The organism is Halomonas profundus (assembly GCF_020865425.1).
Classification (GTDB): domain Bacteria; phylum Pseudomonadota; class Gammaproteobacteria; order Pseudomonadales; family Halomonadaceae; genus Vreelandella; species Vreelandella titanicae.
The window spans coordinates 1855976-1875820 of the sequence record NZ_CP086344.1 but is presented as its reverse complement, the minus strand read 5'-3'; the positions used below and the strand labels follow the sequence as shown (position 1 = coordinate 1875820).

17 protein-coding genes are annotated in these 19845 nt (G+C 55.4%); 9 read left to right on the top strand and 8 right to left on the bottom strand.

Annotated features, from left to right (window positions below; genetic code table 11):
- Positions 1–97 precede the first annotated feature (97 nt).
- Positions 98–1132, top strand: a complete 1035-nt coding sequence (epmB, locus tag LMS44_RS08310) for an EF-P beta-lysylation protein EpmB (protein ID WP_278369481.1) — start codon at positions 98–100, stop codon at positions 1130–1132.
- 72 nt (positions 1133–1204) lie between these two features.
- Here the strand turns inward: epmB and LMS44_RS08305 are convergent, their stop codons facing one another.
- A complete protein-coding gene (locus LMS44_RS08305; protein WP_041158023.1) occupies positions 1205–1591 on the bottom strand; it encodes a type II toxin-antitoxin system VapC family toxin in 387 nt (128 codons plus the stop codon).
- 1 nt (position 1592) lies between these two features.
- Positions 1593–1832, bottom strand: a complete 240-nt coding sequence (locus LMS44_RS08300) for a type II toxin-antitoxin system Phd/YefM family antitoxin (RefSeq protein WP_161463459.1) — start codon at positions 1830–1832, stop codon at positions 1593–1595.
- A 248-nt stretch (positions 1833–2080) separates the two neighbouring features.
- On the opposite strand from LMS44_RS08300, the gene LMS44_RS08295 reads away from it, so the two are divergent.
- Together LMS44_RS08295 and LMS44_RS08290 are read left to right on the top strand one after the other, a co-directional pair.
- Entirely contained in the window at positions 2081–2446 is a 366-nt protein-coding gene (locus tag LMS44_RS08295) for a hypothetical protein (protein WP_027959048.1), read from the top strand.
- A 10-nt stretch (positions 2447–2456) separates the two neighbouring features.
- Complete coding sequence (locus LMS44_RS08290) at positions 2457–4475, top strand: pyrroloquinoline quinone-dependent dehydrogenase (RefSeq protein WP_278369484.1); 2019 nt, start codon at positions 2457–2459, stop codon at positions 4473–4475.
- 70 nt (positions 4476–4545) lie between these two features.
- On the opposite strand, the gene LMS44_RS08285 is transcribed toward LMS44_RS08290, so the two are convergent.
- The 3 genes from LMS44_RS08285 to LMS44_RS08275 are packed head-to-tail and all read right to left on the bottom strand — an operon-like array spanning position 4546 to position 8315.
- Positions 4546–5667: a hypothetical protein gene (locus LMS44_RS08285; RefSeq protein ID WP_138800051.1), complete on the bottom strand. Its 1122-nt coding sequence runs from the start codon at positions 5665–5667 to the stop codon at positions 4546–4548.
- Positions 5668–5701: 34 nt separating this feature from the next.
- The gene (gene leuA, locus LMS44_RS08280; protein ID WP_138800050.1) at positions 5702–7408 is read right to left on the bottom strand and encodes a 2-isopropylmalate synthase; all 1707 of its coding nucleotides are present in this window, start codon (positions 7406–7408) and stop codon (positions 5702–5704) included.
- A 16-nt stretch (positions 7409–7424) separates the two neighbouring features.
- Positions 7425–8315 (bottom strand): ion transporter, encoded by an 891-nt coding sequence (locus tag LMS44_RS08275; RefSeq protein ID WP_138800049.1) that lies wholly within the window; start codon positions 8313–8315, stop codon positions 7425–7427.
- A 175-nt stretch (positions 8316–8490) separates the two neighbouring features.
- On the opposite strand from LMS44_RS08275, the gene LMS44_RS08270 reads away from it, so the two are divergent.
- The 6 genes from LMS44_RS08270 to LMS44_RS08245 all read left to right on the top strand — a co-directional run bounded on the left by LMS44_RS08270 (position 8491) and on the right by LMS44_RS08245 (position 14382).
- Entirely contained in the window at positions 8491–11331 is a 2841-nt protein-coding gene (locus LMS44_RS08270) for a monovalent cation/H+ antiporter subunit A (protein ID WP_041158019.1), read from the top strand.
- A complete protein-coding gene (locus LMS44_RS08265; RefSeq protein ID WP_022523997.1) occupies positions 11331–11663 on the top strand; it encodes a Na+/H+ antiporter subunit C in 333 nt (110 codons plus the stop codon). Before LMS44_RS08270 ends, LMS44_RS08265 begins: the two co-directional genes overlap by 1 nt.
- Entirely contained in the window at positions 11660–13171 is a 1512-nt protein-coding gene (locus LMS44_RS08260; RefSeq protein ID WP_498947230.1) for a monovalent cation/H+ antiporter subunit D, read from the top strand. The genes LMS44_RS08265 and LMS44_RS08260 overlap by 4 nt, the downstream gene beginning before the upstream one ends.
- The gene (locus LMS44_RS08255; RefSeq protein ID WP_498947229.1) at positions 13168–13665 is read left to right on the top strand and encodes a Na+/H+ antiporter subunit E; all 498 of its coding nucleotides are present in this window, start codon (positions 13168–13170) and stop codon (positions 13663–13665) included. Before LMS44_RS08260 ends, LMS44_RS08255 begins: the two co-directional genes overlap by 4 nt.
- Complete coding sequence (locus LMS44_RS08250) at positions 13659–13928, top strand: K+/H+ antiporter subunit F (protein ID WP_138800045.1); 270 nt, start codon at positions 13659–13661, stop codon at positions 13926–13928. Before LMS44_RS08255 ends, LMS44_RS08250 begins: the two co-directional genes overlap by 7 nt.
- A gap of 67 nt (positions 13929–13995) precedes the next feature.
- A complete protein-coding gene (locus LMS44_RS08245; RefSeq protein ID WP_498947228.1) occupies positions 13996–14382 on the top strand; it encodes a cation:proton antiporter in 387 nt (128 codons plus the stop codon).
- A gap of 169 nt (positions 14383–14551) precedes the next feature.
- Here the strand turns inward: LMS44_RS08245 and serB are convergent, their stop codons facing one another.
- The 3 genes from serB to LMS44_RS08230 all read right to left on the bottom strand — a co-directional run bounded on the left by serB (position 14552) and on the right by LMS44_RS08230 (position 19811).
- Positions 14552–15493 carry a phosphoserine phosphatase SerB gene (serB, locus tag LMS44_RS08240; protein WP_498947227.1) on the bottom strand — a complete coding sequence of 314 codons (942 nt, stop codon included), beginning with the start codon at positions 15491–15493 and terminating at the stop codon, positions 14552–14554.
- 20 nt (positions 15494–15513) lie between these two features.
- On the bottom strand, positions 15514–17769 hold the full coding sequence (parC, locus tag LMS44_RS08235) for a DNA topoisomerase IV subunit A (RefSeq protein WP_235270479.1): 2256 nt from the start codon (positions 17767–17769) through the stop codon (positions 15514–15516).
- Positions 17770–17843: 74 nt separating this feature from the next.
- On the bottom strand, positions 17844–19811 hold the full coding sequence (locus LMS44_RS08230; protein WP_233974805.1) for a methyl-accepting chemotaxis protein: 1968 nt from the start codon (positions 19809–19811) through the stop codon (positions 17844–17846).
- Between the last annotated feature and the right edge of the window lie 34 nt (positions 19812–19845).

Sequence of the window (19845 nt, the reverse complement as noted above, 5' to 3'; positions counted from 1 at the left end):
CTGTCAGCAGGTTTATATACCAGTAGCTATATGCCAGCAGCGTTGCAAATGGCGTCGTTAAATAAGTGCGCGCATGATAACCCGAAGGAGGGCTTTTTTGCAGGAGAACATCATTATTGCCGCGTCTGAAACGCAAAGCCAGCGCGACTCACTGGCGCATTCCACTTGGCAGCAGCAGCTTTCTCATGCCATTCGTGATCCGCAAACACTTTGCGAACGGCTGGGCCTAAGCCACGACTGGTTGGCGGGCGCCAAGGCTGGACATGCACTGTTTGACGTATGTGTGCCTGAAGCGTACCTCAACAGAATAGCCTATGCCGACATAAACGACCCGCTGCTGCGTCAGGTACTGCCGCTTGGCGAGGAAGCACTAACGCCACATGGCTACGTCGTCGATCCGCTTGAAGAAGCCGAACATCGGCCCGCCAAAGGGCTGATCCATAAGTATGCTGGCCGAGTGCTGCTTATCGCCAGCCCCAACTGTGCCATCAACTGCCGCTACTGCTTTCGCCGCCATTTCCCCTACAGCGATAACTCACCCTCCAGAGCGCAGTGGCAGGAAGCGCTGGATTACCTGCGCGCTGACACCACTATTCACGAGGCGATTCTGTCTGGCGGCGATCCGTTGGCCGCCAGCGATCGCCAGTTGGCATGGCTGGTGGAGCAGCTAGAAAGCATCCTGCACCTAAAACGGCTACGCATTCATACCCGCCTGCCGGTGGTGATTCCCGATCGGGTCGATGACGCTCTGCTTGGCTGGCTTTCCTCTACACGCCTGCAAAAGGTGGTGGTGTTGCATATTAACCACGCCAATGAAATCGACCAGGCGGTGGTAGACGCCTGCGCGCGCCTTAAGCAGACGGGTGCAACACTACTCAACCAGAGTGTACTGCTGCGCAATGTGAACGATAGTGTCACGGCCCTTACCGCACTTTCTGAACGGCTATTCGAAGCAGGTATTCTGCCCTATTACCTGCATGTACTGGATCCTGTGCAAGGCGCTGCGCATTTTGATGTGCCGGACAGCGAAGCACGCGAGCTGGTTGCTCATCTTCGCGATCATTTACCCGGCTTCTTAATGCCACGCCTAGTGCGAGAAATTCCTGGAAGGGGAAGTAAAACGCCGTTGTGACGCATGTTGAAGAAACAGCCGGCACTGAGACGCTTGAATGGCTCAGTGCTGAAGCCTTAAGCCACAAGTTAGTTATACCCTCCGGATAGGCCCAGCATACTGAGCCACCAGCTCATCCGCAGTAAGCAGCAAAAATCCCTCAGCTTCTGCCTGGGCCACCAAAATTCGATCAAAAGGGTCTTTGTGGATGACTGGTAAATGAGCAACGTTAAGTGTATGCAATGAATTGATAGAAAGTTCTAAATAACCGTTATCCAGCAGCCCACGACGCAGCAAGTGCGGGTCAACGTGAAAATCAGGGCGTTGCAGACTGTTCTTAATGACCACTTCCCATATGCTGGCAGCGCTAAAATAGAGCCTGTTATCTTCGTCATTAATCATAGCTCGCGCATCAACAGAAAGCCTCTCCGGCGCTGCCGCCGCCCAGAGCAAAACATGCGTGTCCAGAAGTAGATTCACATCAACCTCCAAACATCTCGGCTATTTCCTCCTGTCCCATACGATCAAAATCATTAGGTATCTTAAACTGGCCTGCCAGAAATCCCAGACGCTTTTGCTGTCCAGAAGTAGGGCTATCAATGGCCGTCACGCGTGCCATCGGTTTGCCTGCTTTGGCAATAATAAACCCCTCCCCCTCGGCAGCCCTCGCCACTAGCTGAGACAACCGTGTTTTAGCTTCGTGAATATTGATAGCCTCCATATAAAATCTCCTAAAAATGCGACTTGGTTAGTAAGCTTAGTTTAATAGGTCTAGTTTAGCTGAGACGAACGCTTTTACAATGCCTCCCCTTCATTGAAAAAACAGCGCTGGGTGTTGCTACAGTTAATCAAGACATGTCACCCAGATCGTAAAAATATCGTTTTCTGCTAAAGTTATAGTGCTAACGATTTCTGACGTTGAATTAGCCTCAACGTTGGGCATCTCACTCAGCAGGAGGCCATAGCGTTATGTCACCATCCCTCTCGTCCAGACCGGGCGCTTTCGTCCTCTTAATAGCCTCGCTTGCCGGGCTGGCCATCGCTTTATATGCCTATTTCACACCACTAACCGGCGTCACTGGAACGCTCGGGGCACTGGTCGCCATTGTGGCCTGTCTCGCCCTTGCGGTGATGGCGTTACTTCTCTTTAAAGTCAAAAGGCGTGGTGCTTCCATCGTACTGCGGATACTCATCCTGATCGGGCTTGCCGGTACATTTTTCGCCGGAATGCTGCTGCATCAGTGGTGGATCAGCGCAGCCATGGTAGTCGGTCTGATCGGCTTGATTGTTGATATGGTTCGCGCAACCCATCACGCCCGTCTCACCCACACCTGAGGAGCCGCCCATGCCGACATTATTACCCACCCCGTTTAAATCGATAACCCCAGGCTTAGGCGCAGTCACCGCCCTGGCGATCTGTTTTACGCCCTTGCCGTTACTGGCTCAGGGTCAACCCAGTGAGCAGGAGAATCCCGAGCAGGAAGAAGCGCCCAGTCGCGCTCCCATCCCGCTGGTGCCTGGCGAGCCGACCTGGAACAGCTTCCATGGCCAGCTTAATGCCCAAAAATATAGCCCACTTGATCAAATCAATACTGATAACGTCGGCGAGCTGGAGAAGGTATGGGAAGTGCATACCGGCGATGTCGCGGATGGCTCGGGGGAATTGCCAGCCACCGTTTGGTCAGCGACCCCGGTGTTTGCTAACGATACCCTTTATATTGGTACCCCCTTCTATCGCATACTCGCGTTAGACCCCGGTAGTGGCGAAGAGAAATGGAGTTTCGATACTCAATCCTCTCTGGAAGCGCTAACTCAACCCGCCTTGAAAAACCGTGGTGTGGCCTATTGGGAAGCCGACGATCCGGTAGCAGGCGAGCCCTGTCAGAAAATTATCTATATGGGCACCATGGATGCACAGCTTTTCGCGGTTGATGCCGATAGTGGCGAACAGTGCGCCGACTTTGCCGATAACGGTGTGCTCGACGTCAACCAGTGGAACGACACCAACGACCGCTGGCCGCTTTCGCTACTACAACCCCCTACCGTGGTGGGAGACCACTTAGTGCTCGGCTGGGCGGGGATGGACTGGGCCTACGAACAGGCGCCACCCGGCACTGTTTACTCAATTAATGCCCGCACTGGAGAACGTGAATGGACGTTCCAGGCACTTTCAGATGAGATGCGCGATCAAAGCGGCACCGCCAATGTCTGGACACATATGTCCGCCGACGAGGAGCGTGGTTTAGTCTATCTGCCGGTTTCCTCACCCTCGCCGAACTACTGGGGCGGCAATCGCACCGAAGAAGTGCCTCTGGGCACATCCACCACTGCCCTGGATATCGAGACCGGCGAAGTGGTTTGGTCGCGGCAGTGGGTACATCACGATATCTGGGATTACGATATCAATGCCGCACCAACGCTGATGGACATCACAGTAGATGGTGAAGAAATACCGGCACTCATCCAAGCAACCAAAATGGGCTTTCTGTTCGTGGTTAATCGCGAAACAGGCGAAGACGTTTGGCCGATTGAGGAGCGCCCGGTACCCAGCGGCGACGGCAGCGTTGAGGGCGAAGTTTACGCGCCAACCCAGCCTTTCCCGACTAAACCGGAACCGCTGTTAGATCAGTCTGAAAAGCCCAACGTCTGGGCGCTGGCCGACGCGGTTAGCTTCGGAGAGTGTTCCGCATTGTGGGACGATCTTCACTATGAAGGCATGTACACCCCGCCCACTACCCAAGGCGAAGGCACGCTCGGCTATCCGATCAGCGCAGGCGGCGTACAGTGGGGTGGTGTGGCCTTTGATCCGAAGAGCCAAACAGCAATCGTCAATACCTCGCACATTGTGCAGTACATAAAACTCTATAATCGCGAAGATTATGACAAAGCGGATAGCGGATCCGGCAATGAAAGCGGTTTTGCCCCACAGGAAGGCGCGCCCTATGGGATGCGTCTTGAGGTAGCGCTTAACCGGCTAGGCATGCCCTGCTGGGAGCCCCCCTTTGGCGAGCTTGTCGCCCTGGATATGACCAGCGGTGATATCAAATGGCGTCGTCCGGTGGGTGCATCGCAACAGTATGGCTTTTTTATGCCTGAGAGCTGGGGCTCGCCCACCATCGGTGGCCCGGCCGTAACCGCAGGCAATATTATCTTTATTGGCGCTTCCATGGATGCCAAGGTGCGTGCCTACTCCCTTGAGACCGGCGAGGAGCTCTGGTCAGACCAGACCGAAGCCCCCTCCGTCTCGAACCCCGCGGTCTACGAGTACAATGGCCGCCAATATGTCGCCTTTGTTTCCGGTGGCAATACCATTCTGAAAGACCAGGTGGGTGATCAGATCGCGGTCTACGCGCTGCCAGAGTAACCCTTAGCGTAAAACGGGGCGGCCTCAGAGGCTGCCCCGTTTACGTTAACAACTACTTTCTCTCACTGCTTCAGCCAAGATCACGGGTCTGAGGCTTGGTACGCCTGGCTAACTGATTGTTTGCCGCCCTAAAGCATACCCGCATCAGCGGCACCAGCAGCCACAGTATCGGCGTAAGTAGCCAGCGGTAAATAAAGCGCGCAATGAAGAGTACTGGCAGTAGCACGATGAGCCAGATAAGAAACTGACCGAGCCAAACCGGCCAGCCTAGCCAGGAAGAGAGGTTGGCGCCAAGTGCGCTCACAAGGCTTGGATGGCGAACCACTACATAGGCAGTGCCCGCCACAGCGGCTACTTTGGCCATACGTGGCAACGCCGCAAAACGCCCGCCACCACTCATTAACGCGCCTTGGCGCAAACCAGCACGAGTCCCCTGGGCTTCCACACTGCCCACCCGGGCAGCACGAGCGGCCTTGCCTGCCCGCAGCACCTTCACGGTGCTGGCCATCACGAGTAGATCGACACCGGCCCAGCCTAGATCGGCGGCGCCAATGTCGTCACCCCGCCGCCACTGGCTTTCCAAATCGCGTAGCCCGCTGGTGAAGAAATCGCCTAGGCCCGCAACCAGACGCTCACCCTGTAGCCACTCCACGTCGCCTTGTTCACTGACCACAAACTGGTTGAGCAGCGCGTGACCATTGGCATCCAGCAGCACAATGCCCATCTGCCCACGTCGATAAGGAGTAAACGCTGAATCCGCATCTCCCTCCTCATCGCTCCACCAGCGGCTGAATTGCTGATAACGCTCACCGACCCAGTACTGCGCCTTTAGCGTGGCCACATCGTGGTTGCGAAAGTAGCTAATGGGAAGTACAGCGTCAGCCCCATAGCGCACCAGTACTCGCTGAAAATTGGGCAGTAAGCCGTACTCCACTAATACATCGCGGGCCATATCACCGTGGCGCAAAATCGCCAAAGAGGCGCTCATCCACAGCGCCTGATCGTCAGCATAACTGAGAAACAGCGCATTGAGCTCCGCTGTTTCCTGCTGAAGCGCCGCCTCTAGCGAGGGCAATGCCCGCTGAGCTTCCAATCTTACCAGTTTGGACTCAAACGGCTCATGAGAGGCCAATGTTGATGCTAGCCCGGCGATCACTATCGCGGTTACTACCATTATCTGCCAGGGCCGCATTGCAATTCACCTCGCTCAACTGGTAACTGCAGTATTACCCCAACGTCTCTGCCGTTACGTTGGCCGCCGCAGGCTGGGTCGAATAGTGGCGATTGATCGCACTCAATACCCCCTTCATCGACGCGCTGGTAATGCTTTCATCGTTACCTACACCGAATACCGCTTTGCCGTCGATACGCACTTCCACATAGGCGATCGCTTCAGCGTCGGCGCCCTGGCCACGGGAGTGCTCGTGGTAGTCAATAATCTCTACATCGTGCCCTGCGGCTGCCAGTGCTTTAACAAAGGCCGCTAACGGGCCGTTGCCCTCGCCCTTTAACGTTTGCCGTGTGCCGCTCTCCTCAATCACGGCGTCCAGCGTGACTTTGGGGCTGTCGGGTTCAGACGACAAACGGTGGTTAACTAATGCAAAGGGCACTCGCTGCTCTAAATACTCATCCGAGAACGCCTGATAGATCATCTGCGAGGTGATCTCACGCCCGGTGCGCTCTGCCACTTCCTGAACGACCTGACTAAACTCGATGGAAAGCCGGCGCGGTAGCTCAATACCGTGTTCCTGCTCAAGCAGGTAGGAAACACCGCCTTTACCCGATTGGCTGTTAACCCGAATCACCGCTTCGTAGCTACGGCCCACGTCCAGCGGATCGATAGGCAAATAAGGCACATCCCAAACGGCATCAGGGTTGGCGCGACGATCCGCCATGCCTTTTTTGATCGCATCCTGGTGAGAGCCGGAGAAGGCGGTAAACACCAAATCGCCCACGTAGGGGTGGCGCGGATGCACCGGCAGTTGGTTGCAGTACTCCACTTCGCGCATGATGGGCGTGATATTGGAAAAATCGAGCTGGGGGTTAACGCCCTGGGTATACATATTCATCGCCAGAGTGACGATATCAACGTTGCCGGTGCGCTCGCCGTTCCCAAACAGCGTGCCCTCAACGCGATCAGCCCCGGCCATCAACGTCAGCTCTGCCGCCGCTACGCCGGTACCGCGGTCGTTATGGGGGTGAACGCTGACAATCAAGTGGTCGCGGTTTTTGACGTGGCGACAGAACCACTCGATCTGGTCGGCGTAGTTGTTGGGCGTGGCGACTTCTACCGTGGCAGGCAGGTTCACGATCATGGGCTTATCGGCGCGGGTGCCGTAAGCGTCCATGACCGCTTCGACGATCTCAACGGCAAAGTCCATCTCGGTGGTAGTGAAGAGTTCCGGCGAGTACTGGAACGTCCAGTTGGTTTCTGGTGCGGCGTCCATCTGCGCGCGAATCTGCTGGGTTGCTTCGACGGCGATTTGCACGCATTCAGCTTTATCGACATTGAACACTACCCGGCGAAACATGGGATCGGTAGCGTTATAGACGTGGACGATAGCGTTTTTGGCGCCTTGTAGCGCTTCAAAGGTGCGTTCAATCAAGTGCGGACGTGCCTGGGTTAGCACTTGAATGGTCACATCCTCAGGAATTTTATCCTGCTCAATCAGCGAGCGCACAAAGTCGAAGTCCGTTTGCGATGCTGACGGAAACCCTACTTCTATCTGTTTAAAACCGACACTTAGCAGCATGTCGAATAAGCGCTGTTTGCGCTCCTGATCCATAGGGTCGATCAGCGACTGGTTACCGTCGCGCAGGTCAACGCTACACCAGACAGGCGCCGTCTCGATACGCTTGCTCGGCCACTGGCGGTCGGGCAGATCAACGGCCACAAAGGGGCGATACTTTTTGGCAGGATCAGTCAACATCATGGCGGCTCTCCTAAAATCAGTCAGTTGTGGGCTTATCGCTGTGCTTACCGCCCGCGTCATTCTGGTGTGTTGGGGCTGTCGAGTATGCTTGAGAGAGCGCTGACTCCATACGGTCAAGCTGCGCTTTCAGCCCGCGAACATCATTGCGCAGCGACTGCAGCTCGGCTTCTTCACCTTCGCCGTTGTCCAGCGCCATTTGCGCGCTCTCTTTCTGCATCACGTCCAGCACAATACCAATCATCATATTGAGAAAGATAAAGGCGTTCAAAAAGATAAAGGTGAGAAAATAGATCCAAGCGTAGGGGTAGACCTCCATGGCCGGATACAGCACAGCGGTAGCCCAGCTCTCAAAGGTCGCCACCTGAAATAGAGTTAGCATGGCCAGGGAAATATTGCCCCACAGCCCCTCGTCTACATTGTGAAACAGAAAGCTCCCAATGGCAGCGTATATATAGAAGATGATAAACATCAGCAGTACCACATAGCCCATCCGTGGCACCGACTTCACCAGGGCGCTAAGTAGCATCTGAAGTTCAGGAATCATCGACACCAGGCGCAGTACCCGGAAAATGCGCAGCAGCCTGGCCAGTAGCACCATTTCCGAGTCATCCATGGGGATAAGACTGGCAGTCACAATCAGGAAGTCAAAAACGTTCCAGCCCTTTTTGAAGAAGTCGAGCAGGCTGCGCTCCGCGGCCATTCTGATTAAAATCTCAATCAGGAAAAATATCGTTACCGCGATATCGAGATAAAGCAGCCACTGCTCAACCTGAGTGGTTTCGTCGTAGGTTTTTGCCCCGATCACCAGGGCAGAAATGACGATAATGGCGATCACCATCGCTTCAAAAAGCTTATTAGAGCGTAGCTTTTCAAATCGGGCCTGCCAGGTAGTAAAGGACTCACTCATGTAACAAAAAATCTCTCAACGGTTAATCCGCACACTTTATACTAAAATTACACACCTGCTACACAAGTGATATCCTGTTGTTTCACTTGATGTATCCTACGCCACCAGAACGCCTCTTTAGACGCCCTGTTGGTACTCTTTTGACTTTTTTTACTTTAGCCGCTGGATGATCCCCATGACACTGCTTTGGATAGCCTTATTGCCTCTGCTAGGCGTACTGGTGCCGGCACTCACCGCACGGCGCGGGCGCGGTTTCTGTTCCCTTGCAACGGCGGTGCTGCCCGCTACCGCCCTCGTAATGACGCTACTCAACGTGCCAGCTCTTTTAGATGGCGAGCAGCTACGTTTTTCGGTCACCTGGATGCCGGAACTGGCACTGAACCTGGCGTTCCGCCTGGATGGGCTATCGCTGCTGTTCAACCTATTGATACTCGGCATCGGTCTGCTGATTATTCTTTATGCTCACTACTATTTAGCCAAAGACGAACCCTATGGCCGATTCTACGCCTTCCTGATGCTTTTTATGGCGTCAATGGTGGGTATTTCAATGTCGGACAACCTGATTCTGCTATGGCTCTTCTGGGAGTTAACCAGCCTCTCTTCGTTTTTGCTGATCGGTTACTGGTCGCACCAGTCGGATGCCCGTAAAGGCGCACGCATGGCGCTAACAGTCACCGGCGCGGGCGGCCTTGCGCTATTGGCGGGCTTACTGCTGTTGGGCGATATGGCGGGCAGCTTCAATATGGGCGATGTACTGGCTAGCGGCGAAGTGATTCTGGCGGATTCCCGCTACCCGCTTATGCTGGGTTTGGTACTGCTGGGGGCGTTTACCAAATCAGCACAGTTCCCGTTCCACTTTTGGTTGCCCCACGCCATGGCGGCACCCACGCCAGTATCAGCCTATCTGCACTCGGCCACCATGGTTAAAGCGGGCATTTTTCTGATGGCACGACTGCACCCAGCCATCGCGGGTAGCGAGCTGTGGAGCGTGGTGGTCTCCCTAGTGGGCATCGTGACGATGCTATATGGCGCTTGGTTTGCACTGATGAAGACCGACCTAAAGGGTATTCTGGCGTTCTCCACCGTTAGCCATTTAGGCTTGATTACCGTGCTGTTGGGTATCGGCAGCCCCATGGCGATTTTAGCTGCCCTGTTTCACATTCTGAATCACGCCACCTTTAAAGCCGCACTGTTTATGAGTGCCGGTATTATCGATCACGAGACCGGCACCCGGGAGCTGAAACAGTTGGGCGGGCTGAAAAAAGCTATGCCAGTGACGGCACTCTTGACCACGCTAGCGGCTGCCTCAATGGCGGGCGTACCGCTATTTAATGGTTTCTTATCCAAAGAGATGTTCTTCACCGAAGCGCTAGCGACGCCCGTGTTAGGCGGCCTTAGTTGGCTATTGCCCGCGCTGGCAACACTGGGCGGTATCCTCTCTGTGGCTTACTCGCTGCGTTTGGTGCACGCCGTTTTCTTCAAACCGGCCCGTGAAGCACCACCGAAATCGCCCCACGAGCCGCCGCACCTTATGCGTTTGCCGGTAGAAATATTGGTAGCCCTGTGCGTGGTAGTGGGCCTGTTCCCGGCTTTTATGGCAACGGGATTATTAGAGCTCGCCAGCCAAGCGGTGATTGGTAGCCCACTGGATTTCCACCTGGCTATTTGGCACGGCGTGAATCTACCGCTCATCATGAGTTTGCTCGCCTTTGTGGTGGGTATTGCACTCTATTGGCGCTATGGCGAGGTGCGTCGATTTACCCAGCAGTTTGCCGGGGTCGATGCTCGGCGGGTGTTTGAGCGCATGCTTGTCTCCATGGGCTATCGCGCCGAGCAGCTTATTGCCAAGCTTGAAGGCAATTCGCTACAGCGTTATGTGGGCTGGCTCTGGCTAGGCGCATTAGTCATGGGTGGGATCGGCCTGGTTCAGATCACTGACTTAACGGGTGCTGCTGGCAATCAAGAGCTGGATGGTATCCTCATACTCGGGGCGGGGATGCTGATGTTTGGCGGCGTGGCCACCGCTGCCACTCACCGCTACCGGCTGATCTCTCTGCTGATGCTATCGGTCGTCGGGCTCTTTGTGGCGCTCACCTTTGCTCGTTTCTCAGCACCCGATTTAGCGCTGACACAGCTTTCGGTGGAAGTGGTGACCATGATCCTGTTGATGCTGGCGCTATTTTTCTTGCCCCAAAAGACCCCGCGCGAATCCAGCCCACTGCGCAATGTTCGCGATATGTTGCTGGCAGGCACGCTAGGCTTGGTGATTGCCAGCCTTAACTACGCGGTCATGACCCGCGAGACGCTGTCGATTTCCAGTTTCTTTGTGGAAAACAGCAAGCCCGGTGGTGGCGGCTACAATGTGGTCAACGTGATTCTGGTCGACTTCCGGGGATTCGACACCTTGGGTGAAATCACCGTACTCGCCATCGCAGGCCTGGCGATCTTTAAGCTGCTGAACCGCTTACGCCTGTTTATGCCGCACAGTGACGGCGAAGGCCGGGTATGGTCACCTGACCGCTACCCTGCGGTACTCACGTCAATTTCAATGACGCTGCTGCCACTGGCACTGTTGGTATCTGCATTTATCTTCCTGCGCGGCCATAACCAGCCAGGGGGTGGCTTTATCGCGGGGTTGATTACTGCGGTAGCCTTGATCCTGCTGTACATGGCCCGGGGTGTGGCGTGGGCGCAAGAACGTTTGGACTTCCCTTTCCAACCGGTAGCCGTCATTGGGGTGGCGATAGCCACTCTAACCGGGCTGGGTAGCTGGCTATTTGGTCACCCGTTCTTAACATCCGCATTTGGCTATTTCAGCCTACCACTCATCGGTACCTTTGAACTGGCCACCGCGCTGCTCTTTGATCTGGGTGTCTACTTAGCGGTGGTGGGCGCTACGCTGATGATTCTTGCCAACCTTGGTAAGGTCACCACCGCTCACCGCCCGGTGACCGAAGCAAGCGAACAGGATGCTGATGCCAGCGCCGCCGCCACCTCTGCCAAGGAGCCTCGTTAATGGAACTGCTTTATGCGATGACCACCGGTGTATTGACTGCTTCTGGCCTCTATCTAACGTTACGCGGCCGTACTTTCCCGGTCGTGGTGGGCCTTACGCTGCTCTCTTACGCAGTGAATTTGTTCCTGTTTTCGATGGGGGGATTAACCACTGATGGCGCTGCCATTGTCTCTGAGGGTGCAGGTTTCGCCGACCCGTTGCCCCAGGCACTAGTGCTCACGGCCATAGTGATTGGCTTTGCGATGACGGCGTTTGTGGTGATCCTGGCCATGCGGGCGCGGAGTGAAGTGGGGAACGACCACGTCGACGGTAAAAAGGAAGACCGAGAATGATGCAGCATCTAATTGTTTTCCCTGTCGTTCTGCCGCTAGTCGCGGGCATATTGCTGCTCTATCAGCGCCAAGGATTAGTGCGTTACAAGCGCACGGTGAGTGTTGTGGCCACGGTGCTACTGCTGCTGGTTGCGATAGGCCTATTACGCCAAGCCGCCAGTGGGGAGATCACCTACTACGCGCTGGGTGACTGGCAAGCCCCGTTCGGCATCGTATTGGTACTCGATCGCCTCTCGGCGTTAATGCTACTGCTGACTGCCGTATTGGCCGTTGGCGCAGTGGTGTTTGCCTGCGCTGGTGACGATGAAAAAGGCAGCAACTTCCACGGCCTTTTTCAGTGGCAACTGCTGGGCATTAACGGTGCTTTTTTAACCGGTGATTTGTTTAACCTGTTTGTCTTTTTTGAAGTTCTGCTGCTGGCGTCCTACGCCCTGCTGCTTCACGGCGGCGGTAAAGCGCGCATTCAAGCCAGCGTCCACTACGTGGTGCTCAACCTAGCGGGATCTTCGCTGTTTCTGATTGCAGTGGGGATTCTGTATGGCGCAACAGGCACGCTCAATATGGCCGATATGGCGATCCGGGTAGCCGAACTACCCGAAGAGCGTGACGGCTTAGTGAGCGCTGGGGCACTGATGCTGCTGGTCGTGTTTGGGTTAAAAGCCGCCATTCTGCCGCTCTACTTCTGGCTACCCAAAGCTTACGCCTCGGCCCCCGCGCCAGTGGCGGCGCTGTTTGCCATCATGACCAAAGTGGGCATTTACGCCATTCTGCGCGTCTACTCGCTCATTTTTGGCGATAGCGCTGGCGGTTTGGAGGCGCTGGAACAGCCCTGGGTGTGGTGGCTATCGCTTACCACTCTGGCGGCCGCTGGCGTTGGGGTAATGGCCGCACGGGACTTACGACTGCTGGTGGCTTATTTGGTGCTGGTGTCAGTGGGCACGCTGCTGGCGGGTATCGGCATGCGCTCGCCACAGGCGGTCTCTGCACTACTCTACTATTTGATCCACACTACGTTGATCACCGGGGGTCTGTTCCTGCTAGCGGAAATGATTGGCCTCCAGCGTGGCAAAGCGGGTACTCGCATAGTCAAGGGCCGCCCTATGGTGCAGGGCGCAGCACTCGCCATGTTGTTTTTTGTCGGCGCTATCGCCGTCGCAGGCATCCCGCCGTTCTCCGGCGCTTTCGGCAAAGCATTGATGCTCAATGCTGCCGAAGGCACCCAGCGACTATGGCTATGGCCGCTGCTGCTGCTAACCAGTTTAGCCTCGCTGATAGCCCTCTCCCGGGCCGGCTCTACGCTGTTTTGGCGTAGCCACCGGGGCACGATCAGCGGTACGCCGCTTTCCCATTGCCAGTGGTTTGGGGTTATTTGGCTGCTGAGTGCAGCCCCTCTATTAGTCGCCATGGCCGGGCCAGTGAGCAGCTACACTCAAGCCACGGCTGAGCAATTAGCCAACCCCCAGGTGCTGATTCGCACGCTACTACCTGATGCTGGAGATGCCCAATGATTGCTCCGCGCTCCTGGCTACCCACGCCTATTTTATCGATACTACTGCTCGTCGTTTGGCTGCTGCTGGTACGCAGCTACGCCTTTGGTCAATTCGTACTCGGTGGCTCGTTAGCCATTTTGATCCCTCTGCTGACCCACCGCTTTTGGGATGCACGCCCCCGGATCTCTAAGCCTCTCGCCTTACTGCGCTTTGTACTTCGAGTACTAGGCGATATCGTAGTGGCCAATTTCGAAGTCGCGTATTTGATTGCCAACCCCTGGCGAAGGATGAAACCTCATTTTATTGAATATCCATTAATGCTAGAGGATCGATTTACTATCACGCTGCTGGCTAGCACCATTAGCCTGACTCCCGGTACTGTCTCCGCCAATCTGCGCCTGGATGGCAAGTCACTGCTGATTCACGCCTTAGATGTAGACAATGAGGAGGCGCTGATTAACCAGATTCGTGAGCGCTACGAACGTCCGCTCAAGGAGATTTACGAATGCTGAGCATTGCGCTTTATATCACCTTATCCCTGGTGGTGATGGCACTGTTGATGAATCTCTACCGGCTTACCATCGGCCCCAGCCTGCCCGACCGGGTACTCGCCCTGGACACTATGTACGTCAACTCGATTGCACTGATCGTGCTGCTGGGACTATGGCTGAACAGCAAAACCTATTTCGAGTCGGCGCTGCTGATCGCGATGCTAGGTTTCATCAGTACCGTTGCGGTGTGCAAATATATTCTGCGCGGAGATATTATCGAATGAGTACCGTGATCGTCGCCTCCATAAAGAGGCAGCCGCTATGCCAGAAAGGCTCATGCCAGGGGGCGTTATGTCAGGAGTAATAGAGGCGGTTATTTCGCTGCTGCTGGTTGCTGGCGGCATCTTTGTGTTTATTGGTTCGCTAGGGATGGCCCACTTGCGTGACTTTTATATGCGCCTGCATGGCCCGACTAAGGCCACCACTCTGGGTATCGGCTGTATGCTGATCGCTTCGATGATGTATTTCTGGAGCGTGGATGGCAAACCCGATATTCAGGAAATGTTGATTACGCTCTTCCTGTTCATTACCGCCCCCGTTAGCGCCCACTTGCTGGCCAAGTCCGGCTTGCACCTGCGTTTAAAGCACGCTGATAAAACCCAGGGTAAGCCAGTAGAGCTGCGCCCGGAAGAAGTCAGCGATAAACCGGTACCCCACCCGGATAAAGGCCATGGCTGAAAGCTAAGCAACCTCGCTTTTGTCATTGCGAGCGAAGCGCGGCAATCCTGAATCTGTCATTGCGAGCGAAGCGCGGCAATCTTGGGTTGAACTGCGCCTGCGCAGGTTGAGATTGCCGCGTCGCAAGCTCCTCGCAATGACACTTTGCGCGACTGTGCCAAAGCAGAATTTACGGGGTTAAATCCTGCTGGTGATAGCCCAGTAGATAGAGCAAGCCATCAAGGCCCGAGGTTGAAATCGCCTGGCGCGCCTGGGCACGCACCAGGGGCTTGGCCCGAAACGCAATCCCCATGCCCGCTTTGGCAAGCATTTTCAGATCATTGGCGCCATCCCCTACCGCAATCGTTTGACCCAGGGTAAAACCTTCACGCTGAGCAATGGACTCTAATAGTTCGGCTTTGCGCTCGGCATCGACGATCGGTTCACTTACTTCGCCGGTTACCTTGCCATTTTCGATGATCAGTTCATTGGCATGGATCTCGTCAAAGCCCAGCTTCTCCTGTAAGTGGCGAGCAAAGTAGGTGAAGCCGCCGGAGAGGATGGCGGTGCGAAAACCTAAGTGCTTCAGGTTAACCATTAAGCGCTCTACGCCTTCCATTAGCGGCAATTCCTCAGCGATCTCCGCCAGCACGGACTCATCCAAACCTTCAAGTTTGCTCATCCGCTCACGAAAGCTGGCTTTGAAATCCAACTCGCCGCGCATGGCACGCTCGGTGACTTCTGCGACTTCATCACCCACGCCATGGCGGCGGGCCAGTTCGTCAATCACTTCAGCTTTGATCAGCGTGGAGTCCATATCGAAACACACCAAACGGGGCTGAACGTGATCACGAGTATCTGCTTGGATAACAATATCAGCACTCAGAGTTTCGCTCAGTACCCGTGCGGCATTACGAACCGCTTCAACATCCACCTCACCTACCAGACGATGCTCGATACAGTCGATGCACTTGCTCAGCTGTACCGAGTTCTGCTGTAACGACAGATCGGCAAGTCGCCGGGTGCTCCTTTTCTGCAGACCAAATTGCACGATCAGGGCATCTACCTGGGATTGAATATCTGCGGTTAAACGTGCCGCTAAAACGGTTAGGATCAAGTCACCGCCTGCCATCACTTAGCTCCTGCCATTATTTACTCTCCTGCCTCTAAACGGTCGACTTTCTGGAAGCCACGGGGCAACTTGCTACCGCGGCGGCCACGCTCGCCACGATAATAAGCTAAATCGTCGGCTTTTAGGGTTAGCTTGCGCTTACCAGCATGAATCATCAGCGCATCACTGGCAGCGAGAACCACAATGCCGGTAACAAACTCCTCCCGGCGGGCAGCGCGTGGGCCAGGGATATCGAGCATCTTATTGCCTTTGCCCTTGGACATTTCCGGTAGTTGATCCAAGGGAAACAGCAGTAGCCGGCCTTCGTTTGAAACCGAGGCAACCCACAGCTCGTCGCCCTCTGGCACTTCAACCGGCGCCATCACATTGCAGCCTTTGGGCAGGCTAAGCACCGCTTTACCGGCTTTGTTTTTACCGGTAAGTGTATCGAGCCGTGCCACAAAGCCATAACCGCCGTCAGTGGCGAGCACGAAGCGCCGCTCCGGCGGTGCGAACATCAGTCCCGCCATTTTCGCCCCAGCGGCAACGTTCGCGCGACCGGTGACCGGCTCCCCCTGCCCCCGCGCACTGGGAAGATTGTGAGCAGACAGCGTATAGGCACGACCGGTGTCATCCAGCAGCACCAGCGGCTGATTGGTTTTACCTTTCGCCGCCAGTTGGAAGCTATCCCCGGCTTTATAGGAGAGCCCCTCGGGGTCGATATCGTGCCCCTTGGCCGCCCGAATCCAGCCTTTATCGGAGAGCACCACGGTAATCGGGTCAGCGCCCAGCAGCTCCACTTCTGAAAGCGCCTTGGACTCTTCGCGCTCGACCAGCGGTGAGCGACGCTCATCGCCATGCTCTTTACCTGCTGCGCGGATCTCTTTTTCAATCAGCGTAGTGAGCTTGGCTTCGCTGCCCAGCAGCCCCTCTAGATATTTGCGCTCTTTTTCCAGCTCATCCTGCTCGCCGCGAATTTTCATTTCTTCGAGCTTGGCAAGGTGACGCAGGCGTAACTCTAAAATGGCTTCGGCTTGGCGCTCAGAGAGACTAAACGTTGCTATCAGCGAGGCTTTAGGGTCGTCCTCCTCGCGAATAATGCGGATCACTTCGTCCAGATCAAGGTAGGCAATTAGCAAGCCTTCCAGGATATGCAGCCGGTCTTCGACTTTGCCTAAGCGGTGCTCTAAACGACGACGCACCGTGCTGCGCCGGAACTGCAGCCACTCACCCAGCATTTCGGGCAGCGGCATCACCCGTGGGCGGCCGTCCAGGCCGATCACGTTCATGTTCACCCGCACGTTCTTTTCCAGGTCGGTGGTGGCGAATAGGTGCGCCATCAACGACTCTACATCAATGCGGTTGGAGCGTGGTTCGATGACCAGGCGAGTCGGCTCTTCGTGGGTCGACTCATCGCGCAGGTCAGCCACCATGGGCAGCTTTTTGGCCTGCATTTGCGCGGCAATCTGCTCCAATACTTTGGCACCGCTGACCTGATAGGGTACGGCGGTGATAACAATATTGGCTTCTTCGCGGATGTAGCGGGCACGCAGCTTGACCGAGCCACGCCCGGATTCGTAGAGCTTCCGAAGATCCGCGGGCGGGGTAATAATTTCTGCATCGGTGGGGAAATCGGGCGCGGGCACGAATTCCATTAAATCAGCGGTGGTCGCCTTGGGGTTGCGCAACAGATGACAGGTGGCTTCGACCACTTCCGAGACATTATGGGGAGGAATATCGGTGGCCATGCCAACCGCAATCCCTGTGCCACCATTGAGCAGCACATGGGGTAACTTGGCCGGCAGTACCAGCGGCTCTTGCATGGTGCCGTCAAAGTTGGGCGCCCAATCGACGGTGCCTTGGCCTAGCTCGCCCAGCAGCACTTCGGCGAACTTGGAAAGCTTGGCTTCGGTGTAGCGCATGGCGGCGAAGGATTTGGGGTCATCGGGGCTACCCCAGTTGCCTTGGCCGTCTACCAGCGGGTAGCGGTAGCTAAATGGTTGCGCCATCAACACCATGGCTTCGTAGCAGGCGCTATCCCCATGGGGGTGGAATTTACCCAGCACGTCACCGACGGTACGCGCCGACTTTTTGTACTTGGCGTTGGCGTGCAGCGCCAGCTCACGCATGGCGTAAATTATCCGCCGCTGCACGGGTTTCATGCCGTCGCCAATATTGGGCAAGGCGCGGTCGAGAATGACGTACATCGAGTAGTCGAGGTACGCTTTTTCGGTGTAGTCGCGCAGGGAGAGACGCTCGACGTCTCCTTCCGCTACTTGAATATCCATGTCGATCATATCCTACCTTGACAACAAAACCGCCCCTGTTGGGGCGGCTGATAAGCGGACACGCGGCCACTTAACATGGCTCGCTATGTTAATTGATACCTTTCGTTTGATGCATTGGATAGCGCTGCCGTAGATGACGCTTCTTGAGAACTACCGTGAAACTCGTCTAACAGCCCTTTTAAGCGCTGAGCCTGTAATGACAGCTCATTGGCAGCACTCGCCGCTTCGCTAACCAACCCGGCATTTTGCTGCGTCACCGTATCCATTTGCGTGACCGCCCGGTTGATCTCATCAATACCGTTGGTCTGCTCGCCAGACGCTTGGCTGATTTCGCTAATACGTGCAGTAACCTCTTCAATCGCCACCACGATATCTTTCATGGCGGATTCAGCTGCTTGAGCATAGCCACTACCGGTGGCAATCTGCTCTGAGGTGGTTTTAATCAGCCCATTAATGTTTCTGGCAGAAGCAGCGCTACGCGACGCCAGCTCACGTACTTCGCTGGCCACTACGGCAAAGCCACGCCCATGTTCACCGGCTCGCGCCGCCTCTACAGAGGCATTTAACGCTAAAATATTGGTTTGGAAGGCAATGTTTTCAATCACATCGACTATCGAAGAGACCTCAGTAGAGCTTGCGTTGATAGCCTCCATGGATTGCGCCAGCCGTGATACCTGCTCTCCACCTTGTTTCACTTTTTCTGCTGACTCTTTCGCTCGCTGATCCGCCTCTTGAGCGTTGTCAGCATTGCGCTTCACCGTAGCGGCCATCTCTTCCATCGTAGAAGAAGTCTCTTGCAGAGAAGCCGCTTGCTGCTCAGTGCGGCTAGAAAGCTCGGTATTGCCCGCGGCAATTTCCGTCGATTCACTGGCAATGGCATCCGCTACGCCACGCACATCACCAAACAGGCGCTGCAACTTCTCCGCGTAGCGATTCACAGCACCGCGTAGCTCGCCGATTTCATCATCGCGATAAATGGTCAGTTCACGACTGGAACCGCCCTGGCCCAGTTGATCAATCTGCCCAGTAGTGCTGCGAATCTGACGTAACAAGATACGCCCACCCCACCAGCCTAGCGCGAGCAGCAGCGCCAACAGCGGTAAAATAAACATCAATAAATCACGCGTTAAGGTGCGCGCCAAGGCTGTTACCTGTTCGCTAGGCGTTACCAAGCCGAGTGTCCAGCCAGTGTCTGGCATATCAAACAAACGCACTGCCGCAGGCTCGTCCAATACGCCCGCACTTTCTACATTGGCCTCATCACGGCCAGCCTCAACGGCCTCTACAACGGGCTGAAGCCAAGGCATATCCCCCACTAAATCGCCCAGGCCGCGCATTTCATCCGACGCCTGCTCAACGCCCGGTAGGTCAATCACGTTGTGATCTTTATCCAGTACAAAGGCATAGCCGCCCGTTCCACCACCATTTTCGGCGAGAAACTCAGCAACACCGTTTAACTGCATATCAATGGTGGCCACACCGGCAAAGTCATTATCGAGGTAATAAGGCACACTACAGGTCACCATCGCGACGCCGGTCGCCGGATCGCGATAAGCAGCAGACCAAACACACTGCCCGGGGGTCGCATCACGGGCACTGCTGTACCATGCCTCATCATGATAGGCGGCAATATCGCTTGCGTTATAGTCATCCAAAAATTCCAGCTCGCCCTGGGCATTGCGTGCCCAAAAAAAGCTAAAGCGCTCGACACCCGAGGAAAATGCGCCAGGTTCAGGCCAAATACCGCCGCCCGCCACCGTGGCATTGCCGTTGTCATCAACGACATTTGGCAAGGCCTCAAGGTAAATGGCTTCTTCACGCGGCAGCGATTCGGCCAAAGCCGCCAAGCTCGATGTATTGCCTTCGACCCGGGCTAATTGACCATTGAGCGCATTGACAATCGAGCCCCCCGTACGCTCTATCAATGACTGGCTCGCATCGATAACCAGCGGCTGACCTCGCCACGCCATTACGCCGTAAATACTGGCCGCCATCAGAAGCATAAGTACGACTGCAGACAGCGTTAACTGTCGAGATATCGTGTTAAACAAAAGCCTTCCCCTTATATATGAATGTACGTTTATT